We start from the raw sequence: 17,077 nt of genomic DNA, 5'->3' as shown, positions 1-17,077 counted from the left end.
CCGCAACGCACACGCCCCGGGCCCACGGCCCGGGGCGTTCGCGTGGGCCTTGATCGCAACCCGGCCGCCGGATAGCCTCGGCCTGACGGCCGGCCTGCAGGGCCCTGCAGTACACGTTCTCCAGAGCTGAAGGCGCGAATGCACGACGACATCCCCCTCACCACCGGTCGCGTCCGCCGCGTCCTCGACGAGCGCGTCCTCCCCGCGGTGCACGGCGCCGCCGTCCCGCTGGAGGTCGCCTGGAACGAGCTGCCGGGGGAGCCGATCGCCCCGGCGGACGGGCTGGCCCTCGAGTATTCGCCGTACGCCGTCGGCACGCCGTGGGGGCCCGCCTGGGGCACCACCTGGTTCCGGCTGACCGGGGCGGTGCCGGCCGACTGGGCGGGACGGCGGGTCGAGATCGTCGCCGATCTCGGATTCGACGTGAACATGCCCGGATTCCAGTGCGAAGGCCTGGTGTACCGCGCCGATGGGACTCCCGTGAAGTCCATCAACCCGCGCAACCAATGGGTGCTCGTCACCGAGAGCGCGGAGGGCGGCGAGACCGTCGAGCTGTACGTGGAGGCGGCTGCCAACCCGGTGCTGCTCGACTACCACCCCTTCCTGCCGACCGAGCAGGGCGACATCCTGACCTCGTCGTCGAAGCCGCTGTACACGACCCGGCGGTTCGACCTCACCGTGTTCGAGCCCGAGGTGCACGAGCTGTCCCTCGACCTGCAGGTGCTGCTGGAACTGCAGGCCGAACTGCCCGAGGGCCCGCGGCGGATGCGCATCCTGCAGGCCCTCGACGACGCGCTCGACGCGCTCGACCTGCAGCGCATCCCGGAGACGGCGGCCGCCGCCCGGGCCGCTCTCGCGCCTGCTCTCGCGGCGCCCGCCGACGCGTCCGCCCACCGCATCTCGGCCATCGGGCACGCCCACATCGACTCGGCCTGGCTGTGGCCGGTGCGCGAGACGATCCGCAAGGTGGCGCGCACCACCTCCTCGATCGCCGAGCTCATCGACCAGACCGACGACTTCCTCTACGGGATGTCCAGCGCCCAGCAATACGCCTGGGTCAAGGAGCACCGGCCCGAGGTGTGGAAGCGGATCGTCGCCGCCGTCGCGGCCGGGCGCTTCCTGCCCCTCGGCGGCATGTGGGTCGAGTCCGACACGGTGATGCCGACGGGCGAGGCGCTCGTGCGCCAGTTCAGCCAGGGCCAGCGGTTCTTCCGCGAGGAGTTCGGGATCGCTCCCCGGGGCGTCTGGCTCCCCGACAGCTTCGGCTACTCCCCGGCGCTGCCTCAGCTGATGCACCGCGCCGGATTCGAGTGGTTCTTCACCCAGAAGATCTCGTGGAACCAGGTCAACACGTTCCCGCACCACACGTTCCTCTGGGAGGGCATCGACGGGTCGCAGGTGTTCACGCACTTCCCCCCGATGGACACGTACAACTCGCGTCTCTCAGGCGAGGAGGTGGCCACGGCCTCCCGGAAGTTCCGCGAGAACCGGCGGGCGACCAGCTCGATCGCGCCCGTGGGCTGGGGCGACGGGGGCGGCGGCACCACGCGGGAGATGGTCGGGACGGCCGCCCGCCTCGCCGACCTGGAGGGGAGCGCCCGGGTGGCCTGGGAGCACCCCGACGACTTCTTCGCGCGGGCGCGCGCCGAGCTGCCCAGCCCACCCGTCTGGGTGGGCGAGCTGTACCTCGAGCTGCACCGGGCGACGCTCACGTCGCAGCACCGCACCAAGCAGGGCAACCGGCGGTCCGAGCACCTGCTGGTCGAGGCGGAGCTCTGGTGCTCGGCGGCGGCGATCCGCACCGGCGCCCCGTACCCGTACGAGCGGCTCGACGCGCTCTGGCAGCAGGTGCTCCTCCTGCAGTTCCACGACATCCTCCCGGGCACCTCCATCGCGTGGGTGCATCGCGAGGCGGTGGCGAGCTACGCGCGCGTGGCCGCCGAGCTGGAGGAGATCATCCGTGCGGCGCTGCAGGCGCTCACGGGCGACGGCGACGTCCCCCTCGTGGCCAACCCTGCAGCGGCACGGCTCGGCACGGTGCCGGCGCACGGCATCGCCGCGGCGACCGGCCACGCCGCCGCCACGCGCCTGACCGGCTCCGGCGACGACTGGGTGCTGACGAACGACCTGGTCTCGGTCACGGTGTCGCGGGAAGGCCTCGTGACCTCCGCCGTCGACCTCGCGACGGGCCGAGACGCGATCGCCCCCGGCCGCGAGGCGAACCTCCTCCAGCTCCACCAGGACTTCCCGAACATGTGGGACGCATGGGACGTCGACCGCTTCTACCGCAACCGCGTGGAAGACCTCCGCGGCGTCGACGCCATCGACGCCCGCGTCGACCCGGACGGCGTCGCCCGGGTCACGGTGCGCCGCTCGTTCTCGGCGTCGACGGTCGAGCAGACGCTGGAGCTCGCACCCGGTTCGCGGACCCTCGCCATCGCCCAGTCGACGGACTGGCACGAGACGGAGAAGTTCCTCAAGGCGGCCTTCCCGCTCGACGTGCGCGCCGAGCACACCATCGCGGAGACCCAGTTCGGCGCGCAGAAGCGTGTGACGCACACGAACACCTCGTGGGAGGCGGCGAAGTTCGAGACGTCGATGCACCGGTTCGTGCTGGTCGAGGAGCCGGGCTTCGGGGTCGCGCTGGTCAACGACTCGGTCTACGGCTACGACACCGAGCGCGTGGTCGCGGACGGGCAGGTCACGACGACCCTGCGGCTGTCGCTGCTGCGCGCCCCGCGGTTCCCCGACCCGGAGACGGACCAGGGCGTCCAGACGCACCGGTACGGCCTCGTGATCGGGACGGACCTGGCAGGGGCGACGGAGGCCGGCATCCTCCTGAACCAGGATGAACGCGTCGTGACCGGGGCACGGGAGGCGGCCCCGCTGGCGACGGTGGAGGGCGGCGCCGTGCTGTCGAGCGTGAAACTCGCCGACGACCGCAGCGGCGACCTCGTCGCGCGCCTGTACGAACCGGTCGGCCGTCGGGCTACGGCGCGGCTCCGCGTGGACGCGCCGGTCTCTGCCGCAGCCACCGCGACCCTGCTCGAGGAGCCGCTCGCCGGCATGGAGGCGGCGGCCGACGGGGCGTTCGACCTCGCGCTCTCCCCGTTCGAGGTGCGGACGCTGCGCTTCACGGTCGGGCGGGGGTAGGGCGCAGGACGAGCGCAGGGAACGCGCCGCGCAGCGGGCGCCGCATCGCCTGCTGCGCGGACCACCCGTGCCGTACGCTGACACCGTTGCGAGAGCGGAGGGGCGCATGGGCGATCAGGTGGTCGCGGAGACGGACGGGCTGACGCAGGCCGAGGTGCGCGAACGCGTCGCGCGCGGCCAGACGAACGCCTTCGACTCCGCGTCGAGCCGGAGCGCGTGGAGCATCGTGCGCGCGAACGTCTTCACCCTGTTCAACGCCATCATCGCCGCCTGCTTCCTCGTGCTGCTCGTGCTCGGGCACTGGAAGGACGCGCTCTTCGGCATCAGCGCCCTCGCCAACACGATAATCGGCTCCGTTCAGGAGTTCCGGGCGAAGGCGGCCCTCGACAAGCTCGCCCTCCTGCACGCTCCGGCGGCGCGGGTGCGGCGCGACGGAGCCGCCGGCGAGATCCCGGTCGCCGAGGTGGTGCTCGACGACCTGCTCCTGCTGCGCGCGGGCGACCAGGTGCCTGCGGACGCGACGGTGACCTCGTCCTCGCGGCTGCAGCTCGACGAATCGATGCTGACCGGCGAATCGGACGCCGTCGACAAGTCGCCCGGCGACCGCGTGCTGTCCGGCTCGATCGTGGTGGGCGGCGAGGGCGCAGCCCAGGTCTCCGCCGTCGGTGCCGACTCGTTCGCGAACCGGCTCGCCAGCGAGGCCAAGAAGTTCTCCCTGGTCGCCAGCGAGCTGCGGTCCTCCATCAACCGGGTGCTGCGCTGGATCGCATGGATCGTCGGACCGATCGCGCTGCTGGTGCTCAACGCCCAGATGATCGCGCTCGGCGGCTGGACGCAGGCCATCGACGACGGTCGCTGGCAGCAGGCCGCGGTCAACACCATCGCCGCCGTGGTCGCGATGATCCCTCTCGGACTCGTGCTGATGACGAGCATCGCGTTCGCCGTCGGCGCGGTGAAGCTGGCGCGCCAGCAGGTGCTCGTGCAGGAGCTCGCCGCGGTCGAAGGCCTCGCCCGCGTCGACACGATCTGCCTGGACAAGACCGGCACCCTCACCGAGGGCGACATCGTCTTCGACGGCGCCCATCCCGTCTCCGCCGAGCCGCCCGCCGGATGGGACGAAGTGCTCGCCTGGTACGGCGCCGACCCGGACGCGAACGCCACCGCCCGCTGCCTGGCCGCCGCCTACCCGACACCGCTGCCGGACGAACCCGCCGCGCGCATCCCGTTCTCCTCCGCACGCAAGTGGAGCGCTGTCGCCTTCCCGGCCGACGGCGAAGCGGGCGGCACCTGGGTGCTCGGCGGTCCCGAGATGGTGTTCCCGGCGACGGGGACCGGCGGGGAGCGTCTGCGTGCGCAGGCGGTCGAGCTCGCGGCCACCGGCCGGCGCACCCTCGTGCTCGCCTTCTCCCCCGCGACTCTCTCTCCCGCCCAGGTCGCCGCAGAGCAGCTGCCGCCCGCACTCGAGCCGATCACGCTGCTGACCTTCCGCGAGAAGATCCGCAGCGACGCGGCGCAGACCCTCCGCTACTTCGCCGAACAGGATGTCGCCGTCCGCGTGATCTCGGGTGACAACCCGCAGACGGTCGCCGCGATCGCCCGCGAGGTCGGGCTGGACGCCCCCACCGGGTTCGATGCCCGGGACCTGCCGGAGGACGACGCCGGCCTGATGGCCGTGCTCGAGGAGCACACGGTGTTCGGACGGGTGACGCCGACCCAGAAGAAGCGGATCGTGCTCGCGCTCAAGGCCTCCGGTCACACGGTCGCGATGACCGGCGACGGCGTGAACGACGCCCTGGCGATCAAGGAGGCGGACATCGGCATCGCGATGGAGACCGGTTCCCCCGCGACGAAGGCCGTGGCGCGCCTGGTGCTCCTCGACGGCCGCTTCTCGCACCTGCCGTCGGTCGTCGCCGAGGGCAGGCAGGTCATCGCCAACATCGAACGCGTCTCCATGCTGTTCCTGACCAAGACGGCCTACGCCACCGCCCTGGCCGTGATCTTCGGGGCGACGCTGATGCAGTTCCCCTTCCTCCCGCGCCAGCTCTCCGTCATCGACGGTCTCACGATCGGGCTGCCGGCGTTCTTCCTCGCGCTCATGCCCAACGCGCAGCGCTACCGGCCGGGCTTCCTGCGCCGGTCGCTCAGCTTCGCCCTGCCCGCCGGGCTCGTCATCGCGGCCGCGCTCTGGTTCTACGCGTGGGCGGCCACCGCGTCGGGCATCGGCGAGCAGGAGCTTCGCACCGGCTCCACGCTGGTGCTCACGATCGTGGGGCTCTGGGTGCTGACCGTGCTGTCGCGTCCCATCGACGGCTGGAAGATCCTCATCATCGGGGCGATGATGGTCGGCCTCGTGCTCGTCTACTCGGTGCCGATCGTGTACGACTTCCTGCAGTTCACGGACCCGTCCCTCGTGACGGCGCTGCTCGTGCTCGTCACCTCGCTCGCCACGATCGGCGCGATCGAGATCATCCGGTTCGCGCACCGTCGCTTCGTGCGAAGAAGCGGGCCACCCGCCCCGTCCACAGCACCGCGATCACCGCAGCCGTGACGGCGACGTCGACGAGCCGGAACCAGAGGTCGCCCGGAGACGTGATCAGCACGTAGACGCCGAGCGCGGCGGACACCGACATGAGCACGGTGAGCAGCACGCGAGCGTCCCGCCGCGCCCGGCCGAGACCGGACGCCAACGACACGACCAGCAGCCCGAGCAGCATCGTCAACGCGCCGACGAGGGTCACGATGAACCGCTCCGTGCCGTCGAGGCCATCGGCGTAGCGCACGAACACCAGCACGATCCCGGCCAGGATCTGCCCGATGCCGACCACGTACGACAGCACGATGGCGACGACCAGCTCCGCCGGGGGCCGCTCCGCTCGGACACGCGTCATGCTCGGATCATACGGCGTACGAAAAAGGGGGACCTCGTGCGACGCTACGGCAGCAGCTCGATCATCTGCGGGCGCGCCTTCATCGCATGGATGATCAACTCGTTTCCGCTGTCGAAGACCAGCACCACGATCTCAAGCAGGCGACCATGAGTGTCGAAGCCGAGTCGCAGCTGGCGCCCGGGATTCTCCTCGTCGAGATCGTCGATCCAGAGCGCCCAGGTCGCAGCCTGAATCGAATCTTCGGGGAGGACGCCATGCCTGCGAGCGGAGTCGTGTACCTTCACGCAGCCGACGACGGGGAGTTGGAGATGGCCTCACGGATGATCTCGGAGCGGCTTTTGCCCTCTTTGAGCGCCCGATCGTCGATTGCAGCAAGCTCGCTGGTCGTGAGCCGGAGGGCGACGACCTGCGACGGCTCGGCGCCGCGTCCCGGGCGACCCCGGCCGCGTTTCTTCAAGGCCGAGACGTCGAAGCCTGCCTCCGCTTCAGCCGCCCACGCCGCGATCTGCTCTTCGCTGACGGGGGCGCCGTTCATCGTCTCCTGCGGATCCATGACCCTTATCGTAATACGATAATAGGTTGGTCGCTACGGCGTACGAAAAAGGCCCGCGGTCGCGGGCCCGGACTCTGCGCGTCGTGCGCTGCGTGTCAGCGCTTGGCGATCGCCGCCGTCCAGACCGCCTGCAGGGCCTCGACCTCTTCGGGGTCCAGCTGCTCCCGGTACGCCTCGCCGAGCCCTGCCCAGCGGACGGCGGACTGCGCCGCCTGACGCGCGCCCACATAGCCGACCGAGCGGGCCGACTCGAGGAAGGCGGTGTCGATCTCGGCGACGAGATCGTGATCCGCATCCAGACGCGAGACCTTGACGCGCGCGGTCTTCTCGAGCGCGGCTCGACCATTGCGCTGGGCGGCGAGCTGCAGTTCGACGAGACGCGCGATCTCATCCGCGCTCAGCTTGCCGACACGACGAACGAACGCCTTCATGGCAACCTCCGGTGATTCGGTGACGGGAATCTGACATCTTACCGCGACACCCTCGGAGAACCCTCGGAAGCGCGCCGACGCGCGGCGTCGCCGGTCTGCTGCGTCAGCGCGCGTCGAGATGGGCGAGCAGGAAGGGCAGCGTGCGGCGCAGCGGCCCGGCATCCCCTGCGGCGGCCAGCAGCTCGCCCAGATAGTCGCCATGGGTGCCCGGCACGACGAGCAGGCGGGCGTCCGGGAGCAGAGCCGTCAGCGCGACGGCCTCCTCCACCCGCACGACGTCGCGGTCGGCGACGACCACGAGCGTCGGGGCGGCAATGGAGGCGACGAACGCGTCCGGGAAGTCCTCGAAGCCGAGCATCAGCGCCCGGTCGAGCTCGAACATGCGTCGGGCGTGCTCCGGATCGTGGCTGACGGCGGCATCGGCACGGCGATAGGGCTCGGGGAGGTCGTCGAAGGTGCCGGCGGCCAGCCCCTCCCAGAAGCCCTCGACCATCCCGGAGCGACGGAAGGGCGCCGACGCGGCGATCAGCCGGCGCACGGAGCCCGGATGCCGCCCGGCGAGCTGCAGCCCGACCTGCCCGCCGTTGCTGAACCCGAGCACGTCCACCGGCCCGCAGTGCAGCGACGACAGCAGCGCCGCGACGTCGTCGGCCGAGCGCTCGAACGACGCGGGGCCGTCGCCGGCCGACGTGCGGCCGTGCCCCTGCAGCTCGATCGCGAGCACCGAGCGCGCCGGCGTGAGCAAGGGGAGGAGCAGACCCCAGTTGGAGTCGATGGTCGATCCGCCGCCGTGGATCAGCAGCAGCGGTGGGTGCGGCGAGTCCGGGTCGCCGTGCCATTCGTGGTGCAGCGCAGTGGGGATCACGCGGGAAGGCTACACCCGCCGGTCCCCCTCGCGGCCGGCCAGGCCTAGAGTGGGGAGCGTATGACAGAGCATCCTCCCGCCGCCCTCTCCGACCAGCCCGAACCCGTCGTCCTCACCGGCGCCGCCGACACCGCGATCTCCCGCTTCGCCCGCGCCGACATCGTGCGCCGCAAGGGGCTCTTCACCCTCGTGTCGGGGCCCTTCACGCCGCGCGAGTCGATGATCGAGGACCTGCTGGCGGTGCACGACGCCCTCGAGGCCGCCGGCTTCGACTTCCTCCTCGTGCGCGACGACGACGGGCGCCTGATCGTGGCCGTCGACCGGCGCCGGCGCAAAGAGCTCGAGGCCGTGCTGGCCGAGGCGTTCGCGCGCGAACCGTTCTACTCGCGCGCCGTGGATGCGGACGGCCGGGCGGCCGACGAGGCCCTGCTCATCGCCGACGGCCGGCTCTCCCGCCGCAAGGCCGACGTGGTCCGCCTCTACCGCCCGCGCCTCGAACCGGTCGGACGGCTGCGCTACGGCTCCGAGACCGCCTTCCAGCTCGAGCTCTGGCGCTTCGGCGACGACGAGATCGAGGCCCCGCGACCCAACGCGCTGATGCGCACCCGGCTGCCCCGCAGCGAGGCCGTCGAGGCCGAGGTCGAGCTGTACGGCCGGCGCTGGCGCACCCTCCAGCACATGTTCGACCCGATCGCCAGCGATGTGGCGTTCGACATCGACATCGTGTTCTCGTGGGTCGACGGGTCGAGCGCCGAGTACCAGCGGCAGCGTGCCGCGCAGATGGCCTCCTACGTGGTCGGCGACGGCGACGACAACGAGGCGCGCTACCGGCAGATCGACGAGCTCAAGTACGCGCTCCGCAGCGTCCACATGTTCGCCCCGTGGGTGCGCAACATCTACATCGCCACCGACTCCCCCGTCCCGGCCTGGCTCGACGCCGAGCACCCGCGCATCAACGTGATGCGCAGCGAGGACTTCTTCGCCGACACCTCCACACTGCCCACCCACAACTCGCACGCGGTGGAGGCGCAGCTGCACCACATCCCGGGCATCTCGCAGCACTTCCTCTACTCGAACGACGACATGTTCTTCGGCCGTCCCATCGCGCCCGACGTGTTCTTCTCCCCCGGCGGCGTCACGAAGTTCATCGAGGCGGGCACCCGGATCGGCCTGGGCGAATCCGACCCGGCACGCTCCGGGTTCGAGAACGCCGCACGCGTCAACCGGCGGCTGCTGTGGGAGCGGTTCGGCGCGGTGACGACACGGCACCTGGAGCACTGCGCGGCCCCGCTGCGCGTCGACGTGCTGCAGGAGATGGAGCGGGAGTTCTCCGACGAGTTCCGGCGGACGGCCGCCAGTCCGTTCCGGTCGGCGACGGACATCTCGGTCACCAACTCGCTGTACCACTACTATGCGCTGATGTCGGGTCGCGCGGTCACGCAGACCCAGGCGCGGGTCCTCTACATCGAGACCACGCTGCGACAGGCGCCGGACACGATGAAGCGCCTGCTGAAGCGCCGCGATCAGGACATGTTCTGCCTCAACGACGGCTCGAAGCCCGAGATCCCGGCCGACGTGCGCACGCGCGTCGTCACCGACTTCCTCGAGCGCTACTTCCCCTTCGCAGCCCCGTGGGAGATCACACCGGGAGAGTGACCGGCTCAGTCGGCGCATCCAGGCGCGGACGGGCCGGCGGGATGCGGATGCCGTCGGCGGCGAGGCGGCGCGCGGACTCCTCCGCGTCGATGTAGTCCAGCGTCGGGTGGTGCCCGAGCGGCACGACCGAGTGCAGCACCGTCGTCGGGTACACGTGGACGAGGTTGAAGGCGAGCGCGCCGTCGCGCCCGCGCGTGCCGCCGACCGGCACGTTCAGGTCTTGCGTGTAGCAGCTGGCCGACGCGACCGAGACGGGGATGCCCGCGAACGTCGCGGTGGACGAGTAGTGCAGGTGGCCCGCCAGGATGCTGCGCACGTCGCTGCCCTCCAGCACCTCGGCGAGCTGAGCCTGGTCGCGCAGCTCGACCGAGACGGCCAGGTCGAGCACGCTGGGAACGGGCGGGTGATGCATCGCGAGGATGGTGCCCTCCGGGGCGGGGCTCGCCAGCTCGGCGGCCAGCCAGTCGAGCTGCGACTCGCTCACATCGCCGTAGTGGTGGCCGGGAACGGAGGAGTCGAGCACGATGATGCGGAGCCCGTCGATCCAGTGCACCTCGTCCACCGGCTCCGCGGTCGGCGCATCTCCGCGCAGACCGGAACGGAAGGCACCCCGGTCGTCGTGGTTGCCCATGACCCAGACGATGCGCGAGCCGAGGCGCGCGGCCACCGGCTCCACGAGCTCCCGCAGCCGCCGGTAGGCGTCGGGCTGGCCGCGATCGGCGAGGTCGCCCGTGAAGATGATCGCCTCGGGCCGGCCGCCGGAGGCCTCGACCTCGTCGAGCAGGGAGCGCAGGTGGGCGTCGCTGTCGACGGAACCGTAGAGTTGCTCCCCGCCTGCGAGCAGGTGGGTGTCGCTGATGTGCAGCAGGAAGTGGTCGGGCCGCGGGTACTCCGCGATTCGCGTCTTCACGCGGCCAGTCCACCACCGCAGCCTGAACGGATCGTGAACGCGCGCGGCGTGGCGCGATCACGCCTGCACGGACCGCGAGACCACCCTTCCACCGCGCGCGACGGCGGAGTTAGCATGCACCATGACGATCGCCAAGCACGATGAGTTCGTCGCCGTGCCGTACCTGCGCCAGGGGCAGCTCATCTCGCTCATCCAGTGGACGAAGGCGGACGGCGAGTGGACGTACACGACGCTCCTCGTCGAGTACCGTCACCGCGACGACACCAGCTGGCACGTCATCGTCGACGGCGAGCCGGCCGTCATGAACCGTGCGGAGTGGTCGATCTTCAACTAGCCGGATCTTGCCAAGCGCCGCCTCGCGGGCGTTTGATGCTGGTACGAGAGACGGTGAACGACCGAAGGGGGCCGCCATGTCCGCCAGCGAGCTCGAGATGTCCAGCGTGCGGTACCCCTACCGGGACCGCATCTTCCACGTGGAGAAGAAGTCGCCCGGGGTGTGGGTCGTGCTCGACGAGTCGCACGCCGAGCTCGGCACGCTCGTGCGCGTGGCGCCGGAGGGCGAGGAGCACGAGCCGGTGTTCGGCACCATCCCGCCCGGGCAGACCGAGACGCTGCGCGAGGGGTCGGACTGGAAGACGCTGGTCGGGTCGATCATCAACGAGGCCATCGATGCGGACGCCGAGCCGTCCGGGACGGGCAACCTCGGCGGGTCGTGATCCTGGTGGCCCGGCGGCGGACGATCGCGGTCAGCCCACACGGAGCCGCGGCGAGTACGATACCCGGGATGAACGCGGCGCTGCGCAGGACCCTCGGCTGGATCGCCGCGGTGCTCCTCAACGTCGGCGCACTCCTCTTCGTGGTCGGCCTCATCGTCCCACGCGCGGGCGGCACGATCTCGGTGCTCGCGCTCGGCATCGGCCTGTGCGTGGCGGGCCTCGCCATCGGGGCGGGCTGGATGTTCGGCGGCCGCCGCGACGCCTGAGCGCTCGCGCTGCGGCGATCCCGCGACCCACGGCGACGAGAGGGCGAATTGTTCGCCTTCTCGGGTCGAGAAGGCGGACTATTCGCCGTCTCGACGACGCAGACAGCACGAAGAGCGGCCCCGCCCGGGATGACGGGGCGGGGCCGCAGCTGGGACCGGACGGCCAGGGCACGGGCACCGAGCGGTGCGAACGCGCGCAGGAGCCCGGTGGCTCTGATCAGTCCGGCGGCTCGGTGTTCTTCACGAGGTCGGGGTTCGACGGCTGCTGAGCGGGGTCGAACTCGGCGGGCGGCGGTTCGGCGCCCTCGTTGTCGCCGTCGCCGTCCGCGTTCTGGAGTCCGCTGGTGTCGCTCATGGGTCCCACGAAACGCCGAACCCCCCTGCTCTCGCAAGGGGGTTCACCGTGCCGCAGGAGCGGCGTAGGTTAGGCGTTCGCCGCGGCGACGAGCTGGTCGAGCTGCTCGGCCGAGACGGCGTTGCCCGAGAACCCGACGGCACGGACGAGGGGGATCCCCTCGGCCATGCGGCGCAGGCCCGGGTCGGCCAGCATCCCGGCGATCGCGGCGTCGCCCGACTGGGCGAGCGCGGCGCCGAGCACCTGCGAGCCGACAGGGTGGTCAAGCCATTCGCCGATCGTCGACTCGATCGAGAGGGGCGCGGCCTTGCCGTCGCCGGCGACCGTCACCGTGGCGGAGCCCCGCAGGTCGCGGGACGACGCGCCGACCGCGACGACGTACTCGCCGCCCTCGACGATCCAGCCCCCGAGGTCGATGTCGTAGTACGCGAGGTCGTCCGCGGGGATGTCGACGACGACGCTCTGCGTGGCTCCGGCGGCGATCGCGACGTTCGCGAAGCCCTTCAGCTCGCGGACCGGGCGCGTCACCGCGGAGCCGGGAACCGACACGTAGACCTGCACGACCTCGCGGCCGTCGCGGTCGCCGCTGTTGGTCACGTCGACGGCGACGCGGATGCCGCCCTCGGCCGTCGCCTCGACCGCCGGGGCGCCGAAGTCGAACGTCGTGTACGACAGGCCGTGACCGAACGGGAAGCTGACCGTCACGTCGCGCGCGTCGAAGTCGCGGTAGCCGACGAACAGGCCCTCGCCGTACCGGACGTGGCCCTTCTCACCCGGGAAGTTGAGCGATGCCGCGGAGTCCTCGAGGCGGACGACCACGGTCTCGGCCAGACGGCCCGACGGGTTGACCGCGCCGAAGAGCACGTCGGCGACGGCGCCGCCGCCGGCCTGGCCGAGCAGCCAGCCCTCGACGATCGCCGGCACACGGTCCGCCCAGCCGGAGACGCGGACGACACCGCCGTTGGAGAGCACGACGGCGACGCGGGGGTTCGCGGCGAGCACGGCCTCCAGCAGCTCGGTCTGCGCAGCGGGCAGCTCGATGTGCTCGCGGTCGAAGCCCTCGGACTCGTCCTCGCCCGGCAGGCCGAGGAACAGCAGGACGTCGTCTGCGGCGGATGCCGCCGCGACGGCCTCGGCGGTGAGCGCTGCGGCGTCCCCTTCCGCGCCGAGCGCGTAGCCCGCCGCGAAGGTGACGTCGGCGCCTCCGGCGAGCGCACGGATCTCGTCGAGCGCGTTGTCGAGACGCGTCGGGACGATCTGCGACGAACCGGCGCCCTGGTAGCGCGGCGTGCGGGCGAACTCCCCGATGACGGCGATGCGGCGGCCGGAGTCCGTGGAGAGCGGGAGCACCCCGTCGTTCTTGAGGAGCACGATGCTGCGGCCGGCGACCTCGCGTGCGAGGGCGTGGTGCGCGTCGGCGTCGTAGGAGGCGTTCGCGTCGGCGTTGTCGACGGCCTTCTGAACGAGGTCGATGACCCGCTGGGCGCCGGTGTCGAGCACCGACTCGTCGAGCGAGCCGTCGCGGACGGCAGCGACGAGCTGCGCGTCGGTGACGCCGCCGGACGACGGCATCTCGAGGTCGAGGCCGGCGGCGAGGGCGGAGACACGGTCGTTCACCGCACCCCAGTCGGAGACCACGAGGCCCTCGAAGCCCCACTCGTCGCGGAGGACCTTCGTGAGCAGCCACGGGTCCTCGCTGGCGTAGACGCCGTTGATGCGGTTGTAGGAGCACATGACCGTCCACGGCTGGGCGTCCTGAACGACACGCTGGAAGCCGCGCAGGTAGATCTCGCGCAGCGGGCGCTCGTCGACGTCGGCGCTGACGCGCATCCGGTCGGTCTCCTGGTTGTTGGCGGCGAAGTGCTTGAGGGAGGCGCCGACGCCCTGCGACTGGAGGCCGCGGACGAGGGCGGCGCCCAGCCGGCCGCTGACGATCGGGTCTTCGGAGAGGTACTCGAAGTTGCGCCCGCAGAGCGGAGAGCGCTTGATGTTGATGCCCGGGCCGAGCAGCACTCCGACGCCTTCGGCCTTCGCCTCTTCGCCGAGGGCGGCGCCGACGCGTTCGAGCAGGTCGGCGTCCCACGACGATCCGAGGGCGACGGCGGGCGGGAAGCAGGTGGCCGGCACGCTGTCGCCGATGCCGAGGTGGTCGCCGCCCTGGCTCTGCTTGCGCACGCCGTGCGGCCCGTCGGTGAGGTAGATGGAGGGGATGCCGACGCGCTGCACGGCCTCGGTCTCCCAGAAGCTCGCGCCGGAGGTGATCGACGCCTTCTCCTCAGTGGTCAATTCGGATGCGCGGACGAGACGGTCGACCATGGTTCTCCTTCGATGTGGTCGGGTGGTGGGCAATACCTTACAACACTCGGTTTTAAGAGCGGGAGGGTTTCACAGCGACTTCACGTCAGAGCCGGCGGCTCAGATCGCGCAACGCCGTCATGTACTGCGCCGATGCCGGATAGCCCGGATGCGTCGCCACCTTCACCAGGTAGCGGGTGGGCCCGAACTCGTCCGCGCCGCGGTCGATGTCGTTGTCGTCGTAGGAGTCGTCGGGGAAGCCCAGATAGTCGGTGCGGCGCCAGAGGTTGATCCAGGCGATCTCGCCGTCCGGCTGGGTGAGCAGCTCCCGGAGCGTCGGCTCCGGGCCGTCGCCGGGCCGCTGGACGGGCGGCGCGCTCTGGTCGCGGTTGACCTGCCGCAGCCAGGGGTCCGCGCTCCACAGCGACGGCCCTCCGCTCTTGCGCACGCCGAGCACCTCGCCGCCGAACAGCTCCGGGAAGAAGCGGCCGAAGAAGGCCCGCAGCTGCGTGCCGTACGTCAGGAGTCCGACGTTGCGCAGGCCGTCCTTCGTGTCGGCGCCGAGGGTGAACAGGCACGAGACGGCGAGCACCCCGCCGAGGCTGTGCGCGCTCAGGACGACCTTGCGCCGTTGCGGAGTGCCCAGCGCCGCCAGCTCGTCGTCCGCCTTCTCGGCCTCGGTGCGGATGTCGCGCCCGTCGACGATCTTCCCCTTCAGGAGGTCCGTCTCCAGCCACGCGACGACCCGGCTGCGCAGCTCCGGGATGACCCGCTCGGCGTAGCAGGGCGGCCCATAGGGGTGTCCCGCCCGCGGGAGGAAGCACATCAGGTCCCACATCACCCCGATCGGCCGCTCCTTCGTGGCGATGGCGTTCTCGGCGATGGTGACGATCGCCGTGACGGCGATCAGCCCGAGCGCGGGCAGCGCGAAGTCGAGCAGGGCCGTCGGCCGCCAGGTGTCGGGGAACGACACGGCCACGGCGCAGCCGAGGGCGAGCAGGCCCGCGAGGGCGCCGAGGATCGGCTCGCCCCGGTGGAACAGCCCGGCGAAGCGGCGGGCGTGAAGCATCCGGGTCGTGAGCTTGCCCGCCGACGTCGTCACCGGCACGTGCCCGTCGCGGTACCGGCGCAGCGGCGCCCGCAGCGGCCGACCGCCCTCGGTGCGCGGGGTCGTGAACTTGGGCGTCGTGCGCATCCTGACCACGGCGACGACCGCGACCAGCAGGAGGAGGAGCACCGCGAGCACGGGCACGGTGCTGCCGAAGTTGCGGTACGCGCCCGGGGTGACGAGGGCCGCGTCGCCAGGCGAGAGCGGGCAGATCGGCACCGCACCGGGCGAGCTGAGCCAGCACTGGGCGCCGAGCACCAGCAGGGTCGACAGCAGCATGGCCCCGCCGAGCGAGAGCAGCAGCACGACCCCCGGGCCGGTGCCGCCCCATCCCTCGTAGCGCAGCACATCCCGCCGTCGGGCCCGCGAGGGCTGGAACGCGATGATCAGGAAGAGGATCACGAGGGCCGTGGCGCTGACCGCGTACGCGACGATCGACGGCGGCTCGGGAGGCATCCCGTCCGGAGTGAGGAGCACCGCGAGCGCGACGGAGAGCCCGGCGACCACCACCAGCACGATGCACGCGACGGCGGGGAACCACTCCCGCACGCGCGCGGCGGTGGACGGCCACTCGGGCAGCCGGCGCCAGCCGAGGGCGGACAGCGCGATGGCGAGCAGCACGCCCGTCACGACCGCCGGCGAGACGACCAGGCCGAGGAAGGGGATGCGCGCGTAGTTGAGACTGCGGTCGGGCACCGCGACCGAGACGAACACGACGACGTAGACGGCGACGGCCGCGAGCAGCGTCCATCCCGCCCACGTCTCCCGACGCCGCAGCTTGCGCCGCACGAGGTTGCGGCGGGCGGCGGACGAGATCTCGGCCGAGCGGCGCGTGACGGTGTCCGTGTCGGCCATGACCCGCGCGATCGTGACGACGAGGCCGAGGACCGCAGCGACCACGGCCGCCGAGACCCACCAGCGCGCGAGCGGGGCGGGGTCGGCTCCCCAGCACGCGCCCGGGATGCGGCTGCTGCCGCCGGAGCACGCGGCGAAGACGTTGTCCCAGCCGAGCAGCACCGTGACGAGGAAGAGCGAGCCGGCCAGATGCAGCAGCTCGGAGGGGAGCTTCACGCGGGTCATGCCCCAGAAGCCCTCCGTCGCGAGCGGGGTGCGGCCCTGGGGGTCGGACGCCGCCGCCCCGCCGCGCTCCTCGGCATGGCGCATCTTGTCGACGGTGCCGAAGATCCCGGCTTCGTAGCGGGTGCGCGCCGTGTGCGAGACGACCAGCAGGACCACGACGCCGAGCACCGGGACGAGGGACAGCATCGCGAGACGGATGCCGCGGCGATCGAAGTCGGGCAGGGCGAAGAAATCGTTCAGCCAGTTCGGCATGCTCGGGCACGAGGCGGTGCCCGCGAGGCACTGCGAGCCGATCAGGTCGAGCGCCACCGAGGCGAGCGCGCAGACGTAGAGCAGGGTCAGGCAGAGGGCGAACACCCGGAGCGACGCCGCACCCCGGCCGGCCCTCCACTCCCCGGCGACCGTCTGCCGGGGGATGCGGCGCGTCCAGTACGCGGTGTTGCACAGGCCGAACGGCAGGATGAGCAGCCAGGCCAGCTGCACGAAGAACTGCCCGATGACGACGAGGGCCCCGCCGCCGTACCGCGCCATCAGGCCCCACGAATAGCCTTCCCGCCGGATGCGGGTCGGCGGGTACGCCGGATCGGTCGGGTCGACCGGGTCGACGGTCGGCACGAAGAAGCCGCCGTTCTCGTCCGCCTGGTCCGGCCGGACATCCCCCGGCGGGACCCCCAGCATCTCTGCGGGCGGCGTGTTCTTGATGCCGTGGATGCGCAACTCGAGGATGTTCTGGTCGCGGGTGCCGTCGCGGCCCGCGCCGAACAGCGTGGTGAACCAGCCCATGAGACCCTCCCGCGCGAT

At 71.6% G+C, this 17,077-nt stretch carries 15 protein-coding genes; 6 read left to right on the top strand and 9 right to left on the bottom strand.

The genetic code is table 11. The annotated features are described in order from the left end of the window. The first annotated feature begins 138 nt into the window (after positions 1 to 138). Positions 139 to 3,153, top strand: a complete 3,015-nt coding sequence (locus tag ACFVU2_RS05285; protein WP_387871858.1) for an alpha-mannosidase — start codon at positions 139 to 141, stop codon at positions 3,151 to 3,153. 106 nt (positions 3,154 to 3,259) lie between these two features. Beyond that, entirely contained in the window at positions 3,260 to 5,701 is a 2,442-nt protein-coding gene (locus tag ACFVU2_RS05280; protein ID WP_387871856.1) for an HAD-IC family P-type ATPase, read from the top strand. Here ACFVU2_RS05280 and ACFVU2_RS05275 read toward each other — a convergent pair. From ACFVU2_RS05275 to ACFVU2_RS05255, 5 genes are all read right to left on the bottom strand, one after another. After that, entirely contained in the window at positions 5,619 to 6,041 is a 423-nt protein-coding gene (locus tag ACFVU2_RS05275) for a hypothetical protein (protein ID WP_387871854.1), read from the bottom strand. The genes ACFVU2_RS05280 and ACFVU2_RS05275 overlap by 83 nt on opposite strands. Positions 6,042 to 6,085: 44 nt before the next feature. Further along, positions 6,086 to 6,325: a toxin gene (locus tag ACFVU2_RS05270; protein ID WP_387871852.1), complete on the bottom strand. Its 240-nt coding sequence runs from the start codon at positions 6,323 to 6,325 to the stop codon at positions 6,086 to 6,088. After that, the gene (locus ACFVU2_RS05265; protein WP_387871851.1) at positions 6,322 to 6,594 is read right to left on the bottom strand and encodes a ribbon-helix-helix domain-containing protein; all 273 of its coding nucleotides are present in this window, start codon (positions 6,592 to 6,594) and stop codon (positions 6,322 to 6,324) included. Before ACFVU2_RS05265 ends, ACFVU2_RS05270 begins: the two co-directional genes overlap by 4 nt. A gap of 95 nt (positions 6,595 to 6,689) precedes the next feature. Next, the gene (locus ACFVU2_RS05260; RefSeq protein ID WP_387871849.1) at positions 6,690 to 7,025 is read right to left on the bottom strand and encodes a hypothetical protein; all 336 of its coding nucleotides are present in this window, start codon (positions 7,023 to 7,025) and stop codon (positions 6,690 to 6,692) included. A 103-nt stretch (positions 7,026 to 7,128) separates the two neighbouring features. Beyond that, entirely contained in the window at positions 7,129 to 7,890 is a 762-nt protein-coding gene (locus ACFVU2_RS05255) for an alpha/beta fold hydrolase (protein ID WP_387871847.1), read from the bottom strand. 60 nt (positions 7,891 to 7,950) lie between these two features. Between ACFVU2_RS05255 and ACFVU2_RS05250 the strand changes: the two genes are divergently transcribed. Continuing rightward, a complete protein-coding gene (locus tag ACFVU2_RS05250) occupies positions 7,951 to 9,546 on the top strand; it encodes a stealth conserved region 3 domain-containing protein (RefSeq protein ID WP_387871845.1) in 1,596 nt (531 codons plus the stop codon). Here ACFVU2_RS05250 and ACFVU2_RS05245 read toward each other — a convergent pair. After that, positions 9,530 to 10,456 (bottom strand): phosphodiesterase, encoded by a 927-nt coding sequence (locus ACFVU2_RS05245; protein ID WP_387871843.1) that lies wholly within the window; start codon positions 10,454 to 10,456, stop codon positions 9,530 to 9,532. The genes ACFVU2_RS05250 and ACFVU2_RS05245 overlap by 17 nt on opposite strands. 121 nt (positions 10,457 to 10,577) lie before the next feature. On the opposite strand from ACFVU2_RS05245, the gene ACFVU2_RS05240 reads away from it, so the two are divergent. The 3 genes from ACFVU2_RS05240 to ACFVU2_RS05230 all read left to right on the top strand — a co-directional run bounded on the left by ACFVU2_RS05240 (position 10,578) and on the right by ACFVU2_RS05230 (position 11,438). Beyond that, complete coding sequence (locus ACFVU2_RS05240) at positions 10,578 to 10,790, top strand: hypothetical protein (RefSeq protein WP_387871841.1); 213 nt, start codon at positions 10,578 to 10,580, stop codon at positions 10,788 to 10,790. A gap of 76 nt (positions 10,791 to 10,866) precedes the next feature. Beyond that, on the top strand, positions 10,867 to 11,172 hold the full coding sequence (locus ACFVU2_RS05235) for a hypothetical protein (protein ID WP_387871839.1): 306 nt from the start codon (positions 10,867 to 10,869) through the stop codon (positions 11,170 to 11,172). Positions 11,173 to 11,240: 68 nt separating this feature from the next. Continuing rightward, positions 11,241 to 11,438 (top strand): hypothetical protein, encoded by a 198-nt coding sequence (locus ACFVU2_RS05230; protein WP_387871838.1) that lies wholly within the window; start codon positions 11,241 to 11,243, stop codon positions 11,436 to 11,438. Between the two features lie 217 nt (positions 11,439 to 11,655). Here ACFVU2_RS05230 and ACFVU2_RS05225 read toward each other — a convergent pair whose 3' ends face one another. The 3 genes from ACFVU2_RS05225 to ACFVU2_RS05215 all read right to left on the bottom strand — a co-directional run bounded on the left by ACFVU2_RS05225 (position 11,656) and on the right by ACFVU2_RS05215 (position 17,059). Next, positions 11,656 to 11,793 carry a hypothetical protein gene (locus ACFVU2_RS05225; RefSeq protein WP_387871836.1) on the bottom strand — a complete coding sequence of 46 codons (138 nt, stop codon included), beginning with the start codon at positions 11,791 to 11,793 and terminating at the stop codon, positions 11,656 to 11,658. A gap of 69 nt (positions 11,794 to 11,862) precedes the next feature. Beyond that, the gene (locus ACFVU2_RS05220) at positions 11,863 to 14,109 is read right to left on the bottom strand and encodes a glycoside hydrolase family 3 C-terminal domain-containing protein (RefSeq protein WP_387871834.1); all 2,247 of its coding nucleotides are present in this window, start codon (positions 14,107 to 14,109) and stop codon (positions 11,863 to 11,865) included. An 85-nt stretch (positions 14,110 to 14,194) separates the two neighbouring features. Continuing rightward, positions 14,195 to 17,059, bottom strand: a complete 2,865-nt coding sequence (locus tag ACFVU2_RS05215; protein WP_387871833.1) for a hypothetical protein — start codon at positions 17,057 to 17,059, stop codon at positions 14,195 to 14,197. Positions 17,060 to 17,077: the final 18 nt, after the last annotated feature.

It is taken from the genome of Leifsonia sp. NPDC058194 (genome assembly GCF_042883605.1).
GTDB lineage: Bacteria > Actinomycetota > Actinomycetes > Actinomycetales > Microbacteriaceae > Leifsonia.
This window is presented reverse-complemented; position numbering and strand designations above follow the sequence as displayed.